16 protein-coding genes are annotated in these 14,472 nt (G+C 58.7%); 12 read left to right on the top strand and 4 right to left on the bottom strand.

Annotation, left to right across the window (positions count from 1 at the left end):
• Positions 1-129: 129 nt before the first annotated feature.
• Both ACQZ5M_RS05215 and ACQZ5M_RS05210 read left to right on the top strand, forming a co-directional pair.
• A complete protein-coding gene (locus ACQZ5M_RS05215; protein ID WP_296016870.1) occupies positions 130-762 on the top strand; it encodes a hypothetical protein in 633 nt (210 codons plus the stop codon).
• An 81-nt stretch (positions 763-843) separates the two neighbouring features.
• Positions 844-1,326, top strand: a complete 483-nt coding sequence (locus ACQZ5M_RS05210) for a GNAT family N-acetyltransferase (RefSeq protein ID WP_296016869.1) — start codon at positions 844-846, stop codon at positions 1,324-1,326.
• Between the two features lie 16 nt (positions 1,327-1,342).
• Here the strand turns inward: ACQZ5M_RS05210 and ACQZ5M_RS05205 are convergent, their stop codons facing one another.
• Positions 1,343-1,795, bottom strand: coding sequence for a nucleoside deaminase (locus ACQZ5M_RS05205; RefSeq protein WP_296016867.1), 453 nt, complete (start codon positions 1,793-1,795; stop codon positions 1,343-1,345).
• Between the two features lie 72 nt (positions 1,796-1,867).
• Between ACQZ5M_RS05205 and ACQZ5M_RS05200 the strand changes: the two genes are divergently transcribed.
• The 10 genes from ACQZ5M_RS05200 to ACQZ5M_RS05155 all read left to right on the top strand — a co-directional run bounded on the left by ACQZ5M_RS05200 (position 1,868) and on the right by ACQZ5M_RS05155 (position 11,973).
• Positions 1,868-3,838: a pseudouridine synthase gene (locus ACQZ5M_RS05200; RefSeq protein ID WP_449079228.1), complete on the top strand. Its 1,971-nt coding sequence runs from the start codon at positions 1,868-1,870 to the stop codon at positions 3,836-3,838.
• Positions 3,838-4,395 (top strand): 16S rRNA (guanine(966)-N(2))-methyltransferase RsmD, encoded by a 558-nt coding sequence (gene rsmD / locus ACQZ5M_RS05195; RefSeq protein ID WP_296041489.1) that lies wholly within the window; start codon positions 3,838-3,840, stop codon positions 4,393-4,395. Before ACQZ5M_RS05200 ends, rsmD begins: the two co-directional genes overlap by 1 nt.
• 109 nt (positions 4,396-4,504) lie before the next feature.
• The gene (locus ACQZ5M_RS05190; protein ID WP_449079227.1) at positions 4,505-5,443 is read left to right on the top strand and encodes a patatin-like phospholipase family protein; all 939 of its coding nucleotides are present in this window, start codon (positions 4,505-4,507) and stop codon (positions 5,441-5,443) included.
• 91 nt (positions 5,444-5,534) lie between these two features.
• Positions 5,535-6,881 (top strand): TldD/PmbA family protein, encoded by a 1,347-nt coding sequence (locus ACQZ5M_RS05185; protein WP_449079226.1) that lies wholly within the window; start codon positions 5,535-5,537, stop codon positions 6,879-6,881.
• Between the two features lie 86 nt (positions 6,882-6,967).
• Positions 6,968-7,777 carry a 3'(2'),5'-bisphosphate nucleotidase CysQ gene (locus ACQZ5M_RS05180; protein ID WP_449079362.1) on the top strand — a complete coding sequence of 270 codons (810 nt, stop codon included), beginning with the start codon at positions 6,968-6,970 and terminating at the stop codon, positions 7,775-7,777.
• A 71-nt stretch (positions 7,778-7,848) separates the two neighbouring features.
• A complete protein-coding gene (locus ACQZ5M_RS05175) occupies positions 7,849-8,085 on the top strand; it encodes a DUF4170 domain-containing protein (RefSeq protein WP_296016853.1) in 237 nt (78 codons plus the stop codon).
• A gap of 206 nt (positions 8,086-8,291) precedes the next feature.
• Positions 8,292-9,608 (top strand): lipid IV(A) 3-deoxy-D-manno-octulosonic acid transferase, encoded by a 1,317-nt coding sequence (gene waaA, locus ACQZ5M_RS05170; RefSeq protein WP_296016851.1) that lies wholly within the window; start codon positions 8,292-8,294, stop codon positions 9,606-9,608.
• 3 nt (positions 9,609-9,611) lie between these two features.
• The gene (locus ACQZ5M_RS05165; RefSeq protein ID WP_296078056.1) at positions 9,612-10,352 is read left to right on the top strand and encodes an HAD family hydrolase; all 741 of its coding nucleotides are present in this window, start codon (positions 9,612-9,614) and stop codon (positions 10,350-10,352) included.
• A gap of 166 nt (positions 10,353-10,518) precedes the next feature.
• On the top strand, positions 10,519-11,550 hold the full coding sequence (lpxK, locus tag ACQZ5M_RS05160; protein WP_449079225.1) for a tetraacyldisaccharide 4'-kinase: 1,032 nt from the start codon (positions 10,519-10,521) through the stop codon (positions 11,548-11,550).
• A 108-nt stretch (positions 11,551-11,658) separates the two neighbouring features.
• Entirely contained in the window at positions 11,659-11,973 is a 315-nt protein-coding gene (locus ACQZ5M_RS05155; protein ID WP_296016842.1) for a hypothetical protein, read from the top strand.
• A 97-nt stretch (positions 11,974-12,070) separates the two neighbouring features.
• Here ACQZ5M_RS05155 and ACQZ5M_RS05150 read toward each other — a convergent pair whose 3' ends face one another.
• The 3 genes from ACQZ5M_RS05150 to ACQZ5M_RS05140 form a co-directional block, all read right to left on the bottom strand.
• Positions 12,071-12,568 carry a YciE/YciF ferroxidase family protein gene (locus ACQZ5M_RS05150; RefSeq protein WP_296041476.1) on the bottom strand — a complete coding sequence of 166 codons (498 nt, stop codon included), beginning with the start codon at positions 12,566-12,568 and terminating at the stop codon, positions 12,071-12,073.
• Between the two features lie 110 nt (positions 12,569-12,678).
• Entirely contained in the window at positions 12,679-13,836 is a 1,158-nt protein-coding gene (locus ACQZ5M_RS05145) for a glutathionylspermidine synthase family protein (RefSeq protein WP_296078061.1), read from the bottom strand.
• On the bottom strand, positions 13,837-14,463 hold the full coding sequence (locus ACQZ5M_RS05140; protein ID WP_296101162.1) for a DUF1190 domain-containing protein: 627 nt from the start codon (positions 14,461-14,463) through the stop codon (positions 13,837-13,839). It abuts the gene before it with no gap.
• Positions 14,464-14,472: the final 9 nt, after the last annotated feature.

Below are 14,472 nucleotides of genomic sequence, written 5' to 3'. Positions count from 1 at the left end.
TCGTCGGGACATCTGCGCGTACATAGGAAGATCAGGGTGATTTTCTGGAAGCGTATCGCGTAGTTTTAATATGGAGAACGTCTGTTTTGCGTCATTCGTGCCGCGCGGCGTTCTGGGCGGAAGGGTTTCATGAGCATGACGCAGAGTTTTCGCATGTATCGCACCTTGGCAGGCATCTCTTTCGCTTGCTTGGCGCTGAGCGCATGCACCAGCCCGACTTACGGCACGGGTAAGTCTGCAAGCGAACAACTCCTTGACGACCTTGGCAATGCCACCTCTTTGACTGGCGACCAAAGCAAGCGCAACGTAAAGTACAGTCCGCGCCCCGGTCTGGTCGTTCCAGCAAAGGCTCGCGCCGATCAACTGGCACAGCCGCAGCAAAGCCTCGCCAATCGCGAAAACAACCCGCAGTGGCCGGAAACACCGGAGGAAGCTCGGGAGCGCCTTCGCCAGGAAGCCGAGGCGAACAAGGATAATCCCAATTATCGTTCGCCGCTCCTGGCCGGTAACGGCACGAACGGCCAGATGACCGAAAGCCAGAAGTGGGAAGCGTTCCGCAAGGCCAAGGCCGATGCGCAAGGCGGCACGGTCGTCAACACCAATACGCGCAAATATCTGACCGATCCTCCGGTAGAATATCGCAACGTGTCTCAGGACCAGTTGACCGATCTTGGGGAGCCGGAATTGAAGAAGGAAAAGGAGCGCAAAAAGAACGCCGCTCTGGCCGGAACCGGCAAAAGCTGGTGGAACCCCTTCCAGTAAGGGCTTCCATGGCCTTCCTTCCGAACGCGGCGCAATAGCGTCGCGTTTTCTGTTTCAGCATCTCTGTGAAAGGAATTTGTCATGACGTTGCTGATCCGGGACGCGGTTGCCGCCGATGCGCCCACCATCTTGCGCTTCATTCGTGAATTGGCCATCTACGAAAACGCCGAGCACGAGGTGAAGGCCACTGTCGAAAGCATTACGGCCTCCATTTTCGGAGAGGGATCCGTGACTTCCGCGCTGATCTGCGAGCGTGACGGTCAGCCGATCGGCTTTGCCGTATGGTTCCTCACCTATTCCACGTGGCTTTCCAGAAATGGTCTCTACTTGGAAGATCTCTATGTGACGCCGGATGCACGCGGCTCTGGAGCAGGAAAAGCACTGTTGAAGCGTCTGGCAGCAATTGCAGTGGAGAAAGGCTGTGGGCGCTTCGAGTGGAGCGTTCTGGACTGGAATGAACCGGCCATCCGCGTCTATCAATCCATCGGTGCCGAGGCGCAGGACGAATGGGTGCGATACCGTCTTTCAGGCGCAGCCCTTACGGCTTTTGCTTCAGCCGACTGATTTTTTTGGGGCGCCTTCAGTCTCGCTTGGTCTGGAAGAACGCTCGCAGGATTTCGGCGCTCTCCACTTCTGCGAAGCCGGAATAGACATCGGGTGCATGATGGCATGTCGGCTGGCTGTAGAAGCGAACGCCACTCTCTACGCCGCCGCCCTTCGGATCGTTCGCGCCGTAATAGAGCCTACGGATACGGGCAAAAGAAATAGCCGCCGCGCACATGGTGCAGGGCTCGAGCGTGACGTAAAGATCGGCGCCTGGAAGCCTCTCCTGGCCAAGTTCTTCGCAGGCCATGCGCATTACGGCAATTTCGGCATGGGCGGTAACGTCGTTCAATTCACGTGTGCGATTGCCGGAACGGGCAAGGACGCGGCCTTCATAAACGAGCACGGCGCCGATCGGCACTTCGCCACGCGCACCCGCTGCCTGCGCTTCTTCGAGCGCCATGTCCATGAAATGCGTCGTTTCCGCCATGCTTGGTGCAATTTCCTCTTAACCGCCGCCGCGTGACCTGATAGGACACGGCAAACAACAGGCAAACAACAAATGACATTCAAAGACAAGCCGAAGCGCGCTGGTGGCAAGACATTCGACCGCGACAGGAAGCCGAAATCATCGGCTAAGCCGTCAGAAGCGCGTGAGAAAAAGCCTTTCAAGGAAAAGCCGGAAGTCGCAGCCGTCGAAACGACGGCCGGAAAGCCGGAGCGCATCTCCAAGATCATGGCGCGCGCAGGCGTGGCCTCGCGCCGCGATGTCGAGCGCATGATCATGGAAGGACGCGTGTCCTTGAATGGCGTGAAGCTGGATACGCCAGTCGTCAATGCGACGCTCGACGACAAGATCGAAGTCGACGGCGTGCCGATCCGTGGCGCGGAGCGCACGCGTCTATGGCTCTATCACAAGCCTGCTGGCCTCGTGACCACCAATTCCGATCCGGAAGGCCGTCCGACGGTTTTCGACAACCTGCCGAAGGAACTGCCGCGCGTTCTTTCGATCGGTCGTCTTGATATCAATACCGAAGGCTTGCTGCTGCTGACCAATGATGGCGGCCTGTCGCGCGTGCTTGAACTGCCGACCACCGGCTGGCTGCGCCGCTACCGTGTGCGCGCCCATGGCGAGGTTGATCAGGCAGCGCTCGACAAGCTGAAGGACGGCATTGCCGTGGACGGCGTGCTCTATGGCGCGATCGACGCGACGCTCGACCGTACGCAGGGCCACAATGTGTGGATCAGCATGGGCCTTCGCGAAGGCAAGAACCGCGAAATCAAGAACGTGCTTGGCGCGCTTGGTCTTGAGGTCAACCGCCTGATCCGCGTTTCCTATGGCCCGTTCCAGCTGGGCGATCTGCCGGAAGGCCAGGTCATCGAGGTCCGCGGTCGCATGCTGCGCGACCAGCTTGGACCGCGCCTGATCGAGGCCGCAGGCGCCAATTTCGATGCGCCGATCTATGACCACAAGTCCGAAGAAGATGAGGACGAAGCACCTGCCAAGCCGGCCAAGGCCGAGTGGGGCAAGCAGGACCAGGCCGAGCGCCGGTCGCGCGATGGTGGCGAGCGTTCCGCTGGCCGCTTTGAAGGCAAGCGCTCCGACAAGCCTGCCGGCAAGTTCGGAGCGAAGCCAGCCGGCAAGTTCGCCGGTAAGGGCAGGGACGAAACCGAAGCCGATGATCGCGGGCCGAAGCGTCCGCCTCTTGGAAGCAACCGTACAGCCAATGTCTGGATGGCGCCTGGCGCCAAGCCGACACGCGACGGTAAGGCGCGTAAGCTCTCTGCGCGCGCTGAAGCCGAGAGCGTCTTTAAGCAGCCATCGGCACAGGCTGAGGCCCGCCGCGCTGTCGTGCGCCATGCCGATGATGAGGGCGAATGGATCCGCTCGGATTCGAGCAATGAGGCCGGACGCGATGAAGGTCGCGGCCGAGGCCGTGGCGAGCGCTCTTTCGGCGACCGAAAGCCTCGTGAAGCTGGCGATCGTCCTGCACGCGGTTCGTTTGCGGACAAGCCTCGTGGTGACCGCAAGTTCGGTGATCGCCCCTTCGGCGATCGCAAGCCGCGCGAAGATGGCGAGCGCAGCGAACGCCCTCGCAGTGACCGCCCCCGGGGCGAAAGATCCTTCGGCGACAGAACCGAGCGTTCGGATCGCCCAGCCCGTTCGTTCGACGATCGTCCTGCTCGGGGTGACCGCCCGTTCGGTGATCGCAAGCCGCGTGAGGATGGTGATCGTCCAGCACGCAGCGAACGTCCCTTTGGCGACAAGCCCCGCGGCGCAAAGCCTTTTGGCGGTAAGCCCTCCGGTGGAAGACCATCGGGCGGCAAGCCTGGCTTCGGCAAGCCGCGCGGTGAACGCTCCGAAGGCGGCAGCGGCCCGAGGGGCTTTGGCAGCAAGGGCAGCAGCAGAGGTTCCGGCGGCAAAGGTTCAGGTGGCAAACCGTCGGGTGGTGGCGGTCGTGGCCCGGGTGGCAAGCCATCGGGCGGTAGATCGTCCGGTCCGAGAGGCGGCTCGCGAGGGAACGGCGGCTGATGCGGATCGTCGGCGGTGAGTTTCGCGGTCGCAGCCTGGCTGCGCCTAAGTCCAATGCCATCAGACCCACGATCGACCGGACGCGGGAAAGCCTGTTCAATATTCTGAGCCATGCTTATCCGGAAAGCCTGGACGGCACCCGTATTCTCGATGTCTTCGCGGGCACAGGTGCAGTTGGTCTGGAAGCGCTGTCGCGCGGCTGTCGGGTCGCCCTGTTCGTCGAAAACGGCGTTGAGGGCAGGGGGCTGTTGTGGGAGAATATCGATGCGCTTGGTCTGCATGGCCGAGCCCGCATCCTGCGCCGCGATGCGACCAAGCTTGGCGGGGTCAACAATATCGAACCCTTCGATCTTCTATTTGCTGACCCGCCCTATGGGCAGGCTCTCGGAGAAAAGGCCTTTCAGGCCGCCCATCTCGGTGGTTGGCTGGTGCCTGGCGCCCTGGCAATTCTGGAAGAGCAAGGCGATGTGGCCGTGATGGTCGATCCGGCATTCAAGCCTTTGGAAAGCCGCACCTTCGGCGACACCAGAATGCATTTCTACCGCTACGAGCCTTGAAGCCCCTCGGTTGACGCGAGAGGAGACCTCCCGCGTCACTGTCCTGTCGTCTTTATGTCATAGAGCCAGTGCCACGGTGACCGTCGCCACGCTTTGCCCAGGCGACCGCATGACAGGAAATGAGGCTGTTCTCGTGGCTGCGAAGAAAAATAAACTCTCCGAAAAAAAGCGTAAGCGCAAAGAGTTGCCACCGGAAAGAAGCGATCCCACCTTCGCCATCGCTTTCGGCGGTGGCGGAGCGCGCGGCATCTGCCACATCAACGTTATAGAAGCGATGGACGAACTTGGTATTCGTCCAAGCGCGATTGCTGGCGCCTCGATCGGCGGCATCATGGGGGCTGGCATGGCCGCTGGCATGAGCGGCAAGGAAATCCGCGATTACACGCTGGCGCTCATGGGCAAGAAGGGCAGCGTTGCCAACAAGCTCTGGAGCCTTGGTCCAGCCTCTATGCGCCACGCCGCCTTCGGTTTTCGCTTTGGCCAGTTTAATCTCGAACTCATTCTTGATGCGCTTTTGCCTTCCGCGCTGCCGCGCGATTTCGCCGAACTCGGTGTTCCGCTTAAGGTGATCGCGACCGACTACTACGCCCAGATGGAAGTCATCTGCCAGGACGGCGATCTGCGCCAGGCGCTTGCTGCATCCGCCGCCATTCCTGCGCTCTTCATGCCGATCCGCATGAATGATCGCATCATGATCGATGGTGGCATCTTCAATCCTGTTCCGTACGAGCATCTCCTCGATGAAGCCGATATCGTCATCGCAGTCGATGTCGTGGGTGGGCCAGAAGGTGATGGCACCACCATGCCGAGCCGCATAGAGAGCCTATTCGGGGCGAGCCAGTTAATGATGCAGTCAGCCATCGGTCTGAAGCTGCGAATGCGCCCCCCGCATATTTTTCTGCGCCCGCCAGTCAACCGCTTCCGCGTATTGGATTTCCTCAAAGCCCATGAGGTGCTGGCCGAATCTGATGTCATCAAGGATGATCTAAAGCGGCAGATCGACATGCAAATCGAGCTGTTTCATCGCGGGCGTGGCCTCGATATTTAAGCGCTTCTGCTCAAATGCAGGTGAAATGGCGCTTTGACCTTGATGCGGCAAAAGCGCGGCCATAAATGAAGGTCAACGAAAGGCCCGCCTCATGTCCTCAGAAATCGATTCGTCCAAGCTTCTCGACCGTGCAAGCGAACTCGTCGCTCTCGCCAAGCGTGCCGGTGCCGATGAGGCCGATGCGGTGATCGTCCGCTCCCGCTCGCAGTCGGTCGGCGTCAGGCTTGGGAAGGTTGAAAGCACCGAATCGTCGGAGAGCGACGATTTCTCGTTGCGTGTCTTCGTCGGCAAGCGGGTTGCGAGCGTGTCGGCCAACCCAGGCTTCGACCTGAAGACACTTGCCGAGCGCGCCGTTGCCATGGCCAAGGTCTCACCCGAAGATCTTTTTGCCTGCCTTGCCGAGAAGGAGCGTCTTGCGACGTCTTACGATGACCTGCAGCTTTTCGATCCGACGGAGGTCTCCACAGATCAGCTTCGGGATGCGGCGCTGGCTGCGGAAGAGGCAGCACTTGCGGTAAAGGGCGTGTCGAACTCCTCTGGCGCTGGAGCATCCAGCGGCATGGGCGGGCTCGTGCTTGTGACTTCCCACGGCTTTGCCGGCAGCTATATGGGAAGCCGTTTCGGCCGTTCCGTAAGTGTCATTGCTGGCGAAGGCACGAAGATGGAGCGCGACTACGACTACGACAGCCGCCTCTATTTCGCTGATCTAGACGCACCAGAAGAGATTGGTCGCCGTGCGGGCGAGCGGGCGGTTCGGCGTGTCAACCCAAGGCAGGTCGATACCGGCAGCAATATCACCGTTGTTTTCGATCCCCGTATCGCGCGCGGCTTTGTCGGCTCCATTGCAGGCGCGATCAACGGCGCGTCGGTGGCGCGCAAGACCAGCTTCCTGCGTGACAAGATGGGTCAGCAGGTCCTAAAGAAGGGTCTCTCCATCACCGACGATCCGCAGATCGTGCGTGGTCCATCCTCGCGTCCGTTCGATGGCGAGGGCGTGCGCGGTGAAAAGCTGGTAATGATCGAGGACGGTGTCTTGAACCACTGGTTCCTCTCGACCTCCACGGCGCGTGAAATCGGCCTCGAGACCAATGGTCGCGGCGTGCGCGGTGGGACATCCGTCTCGCCCGCATCCACCAACCTTGTCTTGGAGCCGGGCGATATCTCTCCGGAAGATTTGATCCGTGAGGTCGGAACGGGCTTCTATGTTACCGAATTGATTGGCCACGGCGCCAACATGATCACCGGGGAATATAGCTGTGGCGCGAGCGGTTTCTGGATCGAGAACGGCGAAACCTCTTTCGCGGTCTCAGAGGTGACGATTGCGTCGAACCTCAAAGACATGTTCATGCGTGTCACGCCCGCAAATGACGTCGACCGGAAATATGGTGTGGCAGCGCCCACCCTTGCCATCGAAGGCATGACCATTGCGGGACGCTGACATGCTGATGTGCGGTTGCTTTCCAGCAACCGTCATGCGCATGTGAGAGCATGATTGAACATGTGCGATACGTGCAGAACGACGACATGACACCGAATGTTTTGGGATATGAGTGGCAGGCTGACCTTGACCTTGTATTGAGGGCTTCCCGCGAGGCGGGACAGGTGGCACTCCAGTATTTTCGCAAAGACCCGCAGGTCTGGTGGAAAGACGGCGGACATTCGCCGGTCAGTGCCGCCGATTATGCCGCCAATGAAATTCTCGAAGGTCTTTTGCGCTCTGCCCGGCCGGATTATGGCTGGCTCTCCGAAGAGACCACCGATGACGAAAAACGTCTTTCGCATGAGACGCTCTTCATCGTGGATCCGATCGACGGAACGAGAGCTTTTATTGGGGGTAAGGATACCTGGTGCGTCAGCGTTGCTGTTGTCCACAAGGGCCGACCGGTCGTTGCGGCCTTGGTGGCGCCTGCTCTGGCGGAGGAGTTCACTGCTGTTCAGGATGCGCAGGCCACTAAAAACGGCGCCGTCTTGCAGATTGCCGGCAACCGGGAAGGCCCAATTCAGCTCGCCGCTCCCGAGGATGTAATCGGACGTCTGCCGGCAGACTTCAGACCGTCTGTTCGGCGCATTCCGCATGTTCCTTCACTGGCTTACCGACTGGCGATGGTGTCGGACGAGCGGATCGATGGCACGCTTGTGTTGCCGAATTCGCATGACTGGGATCTTGCCGCAGCCGATTTGATTTTGCAGCAGGCTGGAGGACAACTCGTCGATATGGACGGCAAACCGTTGATTTATAACCGCGCACGCGTCAAGCAAGGCGCTCTTTGCGCGGCTGCCAACCACGTGTTGCCCACCTTGCTAGTGCAGCTTGGGAGATCGAGGAGAGGTTGATTTTTGCGATGAAATCCAGCAGATGGAAACTTCGTTGAACGCCTTTAAGAAGAAAGAAGAGACGACAGGACATGACGCAAGCGGATAACAAGAAACAGCTCCTTCACCTCGTATTTGGCGGCGAACTCGACAATCTTCAGGACGTGCAGTTTCGCGATCTGAACGCGCTTGACATCGTAGGCATCTTTCCAGACTACGCGACCGCGCTCAGCGCCTGGAAATCCAAGGCGCAACAGACGGTAGACAACGCCCATATGCGCTATTTTATAGTGCATATGCACCGTCTTCTCGACCCTGAGAACAAATAACGTCTTTTCAGCCGTTTTTTTACTATTATAGTTCGTCATGCATATGGGTAGTGCGTCTCCATGGGAGAGACGCACAATATCTGGCGGTGAGCTATATTGTTTGTGCCCACGCCTGATCACAACAAAAAAGACGCATTTTCGTCAGAAGTAGCCGGGCATGAGAACGGGGAAAAAGCATTGCGCAAAGTGATCGAGGGCAGCATCGTATGAACAGCCGGATCGCACGTTTTGCCCTCTCGGGTTATAGAATAGCGGGCATGGCGGCTTATCCATTCGCTCGGCCCTACCTGTCTTACCGGGCGGCCAAGGGCAAAGAAGATAAACAGCGTCGGCTTGAACGTTTTGGCTATTCGAGTGCAGATCGCCCGCGCGGTCCGCTCGTCTGGTTCCATGCCGCAAGTGTCGGCGAAACGCTGGCTCTGGTTCCGCTCATTCGCGAAATCCGCAAGCGCGACATTCACGTGCTTCTCACCACCGGCACCGTAACGTCGGCCGATATCAGCCGCACCCGCCTCGGCGACGATGTGATCCATCAATATGTGCCGCTCGATATCAAGATTTGCATCAACCGTTTCCTCAATTACTGGGCACCGGATGCGGCCATCACCGCTGAATCGGAAATCTGGCCGGTCACGATGATGGAACTGGAGCGTCGGCATATTCCGCAAATCCGCGTGAATGCCCGCATATCTGACCGCTCCTTCGACAGATGGCGGAGCCATTCCGACTTCGCCGAAGCTCTTTTCAGCAAGCTCGCTCTGGTGGTCGTCCAGTCGGATCTGGACGCTGAACGGTTTCGCGACCTCGGCTCCTGGCCTGTCGTAACGTCTGGCAATCTCAAGGGTGACACCGATCCACCGCCCTGTGATCAGGCGGTCTTGGACATTTATCGCCGACAGATCGGCAACCGGAAGACATGGGCAGCGATTTCCACCTTCGATGGTGAGGAAAAGGCAGCCGCCACCGTCCATGCGGCGATCAAATCCCGCAATGGCCAGTTGACCATTATCGTTCCACGTCATCCTGAACGTGGCGATGAGGTCGAAGCTATGCTGAAGAGTATGAACCTCAACGTCGCGCGCAGAAGCCGCAACGATGTGATCGGTCCCGACACGGACATTTTTCTCGGCGACAGCATTGGCGAGATGGGGCTTTATCTGCGGCTGACGGAGCTTGCCTTTGTTGGAAGATCGCTCACGGCTGAAGGCGGGCAGAACCCTCTGGAGCCGGCCATGCTTGGATGCGCGGTTCTTTCGGGCGCGCACGTGCAGAATTTCCGCGAGGCGTATCAGAAGCTTCTGCGCTCCGGCGGTGGCCGTATCATTCGCGATGTCGAGATGCTGGCGAAGGCCGTCCATTATCTGCTTGCCAACGACAATGAGCGCTACAAGATGATCGATGCTGGTGGAAAGGTCATCCAGGATCTGCGCGGCGCCTTGTCGCTGACGCTCAAGGCGCTTGAGCCCTATATCAACCCGCTGACGGTATCGGCGAAACTTCAGCCACGCAGCGCGGTGGGTTGAAAGTTGGCCGAACAGGTTTCACAGAAATCCACTGCCGCCATCGCCGCGGTCCTTTTCGATAAGGACGGTACGCTGATCGGTTACGACGCCAGTTGGGGGCCAGTTAATCGTGAACTCGCATCCATTGCAGCGATGGGCGACGGCGAGCTTGCCGATCGGCTTCTCCTCGCATGCGGCATGGACCCCGTCACAGGACATGTTAAGCCCGACAGCCTGCTCGCGGCTGGCAATACGGCAGAAATTGCCGCAGGATTGATTGCTGCGGGGTCGCCTTGTGATCTAAAGCGTTTGACCGAACGCCTCGATCGCCTTTTCACTGCGGCAGCAAGCCAGTCTGTGGCCGTCACAGATCTCAAGTCCTTCTTCGGGCGACTTAAGGACAGGGGCTATAAGCTTGGCGTTGCTTCGAGCGATAACGAAGCCTCCATTCGCGAGACGGCCAAACGTTTCGGCTTCGATGTCCATCTCGATTTCGTCGCAGGCTATGACAGTGGTCACGGCGTCAAGCCGCAGCCAGGCATGGTCCTCGGCTTCTGCGAGGCGATCGGCCTGACGCCGGAGCGCGTCGCAATGGTCGGCGATAACAATCACGATCTGCATATGGCGCGCAATGCCGGCGCAGGCTTGCGTGTCGGTGTGCTAACGGGCACTGGCTCGCGCGAAAGCCTGTCTGCCGATTGCGATTACTGCTTCGACGATATTACCGGAATAGAGGCATTGCTGCCGGAACGCGCCTCTGTCTGATTTCGGACAGGCTTTGCAATGTCGTTTCTTTTCTGGGATTTATAGGCGTCTGGCGATCTTTCCCCTTGATGTGTAGCGCACCTTATCGTCGCAAAACGCTGGACACTTTTGCGCGACATGTTGTAGCTCTTGCTACCATAAATGTGCCCATGGAGTTGATACGCCAATGGTGTCTGAAGCGCCGCCTTTCTGGTGGAGAAAAGCTGGCTGGGAAGCATGGGCACTAAGTCCCTTTTCATATCTCTACGGCCGTGTGGCGGGTCGACGGATGAAAACGGCCAGGCGCGCCTCGGTTCCCGTTCCAGTGATCTGCATTGGCAATTTCACCGTCGGCGGGGCAGGAAAGACACCCACGGCAATCGCTATTGCCCGCGCGGCACTCGACAGGGGTTTGAAGCCCGGCTTCCTCAGCCGCGGCTATGGCGGCACGCTTGACGTGACGACGCTGGTCGATCCGGATCACCATCGCTCCGCTGCTGTCGGCGACGAGCCGCTTCTACTGGCACGCGAAGCAACGACGGTCATTTCACGCAGACGCATCGAGGGTGCAGAGCGGCTGGTCAGAGAGGGTGTCGATCTGATCGTGATGGATGACGGTTTTCAGAGCGCCCGGCTGACACTGGATTACGCCCTCCTCGTTATCGATACGCGGCGCGGGATAGGGAACGGACATCTCGTGCCGAGTGGCCCGGTGCGTGCGCCGCTGGGCGAACAGATCCGGCAGGCGTCGGCTCTCCTGAAAGTGGGGGACGGGCAGGAGGCAGATGCGATCATTCGTACCGCAGCCCGTGCGGCAAAGCCCGTCTTTGTGTCCTCCACGCAGCCGCGCCCCCTGCCAGGCATTGCCGGAAAACGTGTTCTGGCCTTTGCCGGTATTGCCGATCCCACCAAGTTTTACCGCACGGCCGAGGCTCTCAATGCGGAAATCGTCGTTCGACGATCGTTTCCCGATCACCATCAGTTCAGCGACGATGAACTTGCCGATCTGATGGAAGAAGCGAAGAAACAGGATCTCATGCCGCTGACGACAGCCAAGGATGCCGTGCGGCTTTCGGGCAAAACCGGGCCGGCGGCTGAGCTTCTCTGGATGAGCCAGGTTGTCGAGATCGACATGGTCTTCGACGATCCTCAAGCGGCCTCAACGATGATCGATACGGCCTTTGAAAACTGCCGTGCGCGCCGACTGCGTCAGAAATAGATAGAGAGCCTTCTTCCGCATATCGGCAAGGGCAAGGAACAATCGGCCGTTGCAGCCCTTTTACTTCACAGTAGGCCCCAGCCGGGCTCTGATCCCAGGAGGAGAGATATGCAGCAACCGAACGTGGAGAAGAAGACATTCACGCCGCGAGAAACCCGTCAGGGCTTCAAGGGTAAGCCAGTTCTGGCCATTCTCGTCATCAGCCTGTTTCTGGCACTCGCCGTTTGGCTGGTCGCAGAAATATGGGGTGAGAGCACCGCCCCTGCGACGACGGAAACGCCGCCACCACCAGGCCCCGCCACATCCAGCCAGACGCTCAATCCCGGTGCGCAGGGCGGACAGAGTTTCGATAACAACCCGCCATCCGGCGCAACGCCACCGACCGAAGGCGTCGATAAAAATCCATCGACCCAGGCGCCATAAAGCGCCTGAACATTCTTGACGTTGGGCGGACTGGCTGCGCTGGTCGCACGAAAAAGCCGGAGCGAGTGTTCCGGCTTTTTGCATGACTGGAATGATGTCAGGCGGCTTTCTTTCCGGCTGCGTTCAAGGACTCGGTCGCCAGTAAAGAGAGGTCGTCATCTGTCTTCGTCTCTTCTTTCAACGTTGCATCAAGCAACTGGACGGCCTGCTTGTGCCCGAGCTGCTGCGCCCAGGCTTTGAGCGTGCCGTAACGCGCCATCTCGTAGTGTTCGACCGCCTGCGCCGACGAGATCAAGCCCGCGTCGAGCGCTGGGCTTCCTTTGAAATCTTCCATGATCTCTTCGCCTTCTGCGATGATACCCTGGATTGCTTCACAGGTTTTTCCCTGGGCGCGCTTGCCGATGATTTCGAAGATTTCCTGGAGGCGCTCGATCTGACCCTGGGTTTCTTCCTTGTGCTTTTCGAATGCCGCTTTCAGCTTGTCGCTGCTGGCTGCCCGCGCCATTTTGGGGAGCGCCTTCAATATCTGGCGTTCCGCAAAATAGATGTCCTTCAGCGTATCATAGAAAAGATCGTCGAGCTTCTTCTCTGCCATGTGTATCTCCCAAATGTTGGTGCTGGTCATAGCACGGCATACCGAACCTGGCGGGCTACCGATGGTTCCGAAAATGGGCCGACAAAGTTGGGATCCGGATATCGCCGTCTTCAATCGACGATGACATGTGGCACGAAGCGCGAAAGGTTGGTGGTGATACGGCTTTCATCTTCGCGGATACTCAAGCCGCACGCTGCATCGCCCACGATCCAGCTTCCGAGAATGGCGTGAACATTATCCACATCGAAGAGCGGCGTCATTGCCTGAATGACATAGCCCTCCGCGCCGTAGATGCCGGGGTTTTCGGCGACCAGTCGCTGGCCCTCAAACAGGGAGATGCTTTCGCCTTCTCGAGAAAAGAGGGGCTTCTTCACATAATCGGCGAGGCTCTGTGCCTCGCAATCTCCGGCAAAGTAGCTCTCAAGGAGGTTCGGATGGCCTCTATGACGCTCCCACAACAAGGGAAGGATACCTTTGTTGGACAGGATGGACTTCCACATCGGTTCGACAAAAATGCCGCTGGCATGTCGAAGATGGACCGCAAACGGCTCGTTGAACATCACTTCCCAAGGATAGAGCTTGAAACACCGCTCGATCAAGCGATCCTTCAGATCGGTGAAGCGACCTGCGCGATCCACACCGATATCGCGTATGTCGATGAGTTCTACTTGATGGCCGGCCTGCATGGCGCAGTCCATCAGATAGGTCGTCGTTCCGCGGTCCTCTTCATTGTCGAGCAGGGCAGAGAAATGAAAGATGCTGGTCGTCGGAAAATGACCGAACGCTTCGATCAGGTTTTCCTGAAGAGAGTTGAACTGGTCCGCACCCTCCGGCAGTACGCCTGCGTTAATGCGATCGGTCAGCCAGTCATACTGAAAATAAGCACTTTCGAAAATCGAGGTTGGAGTGTCGGCATTATATTCGAGAAGCTTGGCGGGCCCTTCACCTGTGTAGGCGAGATCGAACCGTCCGTAGAGATGGCGGTCGCCGCGTAGCCACGACTGTCGGACCGCATCTCTCATCTCTTCCGGAATGCGGAGCTTTTCGAGCGTCTCCTCGCTTTCGATGACATCGGCGACGAGATCCATGCACATTTCATGAAGCTCTTGAGACGGTCCTTCTATATCCTCTTCGATCTGATCGAAGCTGAAAACATAGGCAGCATCGTCCACCCAATAAGGCTCTCCATACATCTCGTGAAAGCCGAAGCCGACGGATCGTGCCTGTTCGCGCCAGTCAGGTCTTTCGGAAAGGGAGATGCGCCTCATTCAACTGCCGTAACGCCTCGACGACTCCCAATGGCCAAACCCGCTGCGCGCCGTGGTTTCAGGAACGCCATAGCTGACATTGCTGAGAAGCCGGTAGGCGTTGCTTCCGCCTTCGCCTGCCTTGCTGCGTGCGACCATAGCGGTGTCTCGACGGTCCTTGTAGACCGCCGAACCGCTACCGAAACGGAACGATCCGCCACCGCTGCTTCCCCCACCGCCGGAACTTTCAGGAGCCTGTTCCTCTTCCTCCTGGCGTTTTCGGTCCGCATCGTAATCCGCCATGGAGCGAACGTTGCGCGACAGGTAAAAGCCGGTCAGCACCGGGATGAAGGGCGCGGTGTCTTGCGGACTACGAGCCGAGCGCGTGCAAAGATCGGTGCCGAAACTGTCTTCACAGGCCGTCTGATTTGCAAAACGCGGAGCGTTCTGACCGTAGTCCTTCATCGCATCGCGAAAGGCGATGTCGCAGACATCTGCGCCGATCCCGCTCATCACGCATTGCTGAGGGGACTTGAAGACGAAGGCATCCGGAGACTGCTCGCCACAACTCGCCAGAGCAAGGCTCGAGACGGTAATGGTTCCCAATGACAGCATCGGCCGTGCATGGCTTCGCATGCGTCTTTTCATGCGAAGTCT

This window comes from Rhizobium sp. 22-785-1, assembly GCF_053521965.1.
The sequence above is the reverse complement of the archived record's forward strand: the minus strand, read 5'-3'. Positions and strand labels throughout refer to the sequence as shown.

Excerpts from the sequence above, each read along its gene's own strand:
- ACQZ5M_RS05215 (WP_296016870.1), top strand. The coding sequence starts at position 130 with ATGAGCATGACGCAGAGTTTTCGCATGTATCGCACCTTGGCAGGCATC.
- ACQZ5M_RS05210 (WP_296016869.1), top strand. The coding sequence starts at position 844 with ATGACGTTGCTGATCCGGGACGCGGTTGCCGCCGATGCGCCCACCATC.
- ACQZ5M_RS05205 (WP_296016867.1), bottom strand. The coding sequence starts at position 1,795 with ATGGCGGAAACGACGCATTTCATGGACATGGCGCTCGAAGAAGCGCAG.
- ACQZ5M_RS05200 (WP_449079228.1), top strand. The coding sequence starts at position 1,868 with ATGACATTCAAAGACAAGCCGAAGCGCGCTGGTGGCAAGACATTCGAC.
- rsmD (WP_296041489.1), top strand. The coding sequence starts at position 3,838 with ATGCGGATCGTCGGCGGTGAGTTTCGCGGTCGCAGCCTGGCTGCGCCT.
- ACQZ5M_RS05190 (WP_449079227.1), top strand. The coding sequence starts at position 4,505 with ATGACAGGAAATGAGGCTGTTCTCGTGGCTGCGAAGAAAAATAAACTC.
- ACQZ5M_RS05185 (WP_449079226.1), top strand. The coding sequence starts at position 5,535 with ATGTCCTCAGAAATCGATTCGTCCAAGCTTCTCGACCGTGCAAGCGAA.
- ACQZ5M_RS05180 (WP_449079362.1), top strand. The coding sequence starts at position 6,968 with ATGACACCGAATGTTTTGGGATATGAGTGGCAGGCTGACCTTGACCTT.
- ACQZ5M_RS05175 (WP_296016853.1), top strand. The coding sequence starts at position 7,849 with ATGACGCAAGCGGATAACAAGAAACAGCTCCTTCACCTCGTATTTGGC.
- waaA (WP_296016851.1), top strand. The coding sequence starts at position 8,292 with ATGAACAGCCGGATCGCACGTTTTGCCCTCTCGGGTTATAGAATAGCG.
- lpxK (WP_449079225.1), top strand. The coding sequence starts at position 10,519 with ATGGTGTCTGAAGCGCCGCCTTTCTGGTGGAGAAAAGCTGGCTGGGAA.
- ACQZ5M_RS05155 (WP_296016842.1), top strand. The coding sequence starts at position 11,659 with ATGCAGCAACCGAACGTGGAGAAGAAGACATTCACGCCGCGAGAAACC.
- ACQZ5M_RS05150 (WP_296041476.1), bottom strand. The coding sequence starts at position 12,568 with ATGGCAGAGAAGAAGCTCGACGATCTTTTCTATGATACGCTGAAGGAC.
- ACQZ5M_RS05145 (WP_296078061.1), bottom strand. The coding sequence starts at position 13,836 with ATGAGGCGCATCTCCCTTTCCGAAAGACCTGACTGGCGCGAACAGGCA.
- ACQZ5M_RS05140 (WP_296101162.1), bottom strand. The coding sequence starts at position 14,463 with ATGAAAAGACGCATGCGAAGCCATGCACGGCCGATGCTGTCATTGGGA.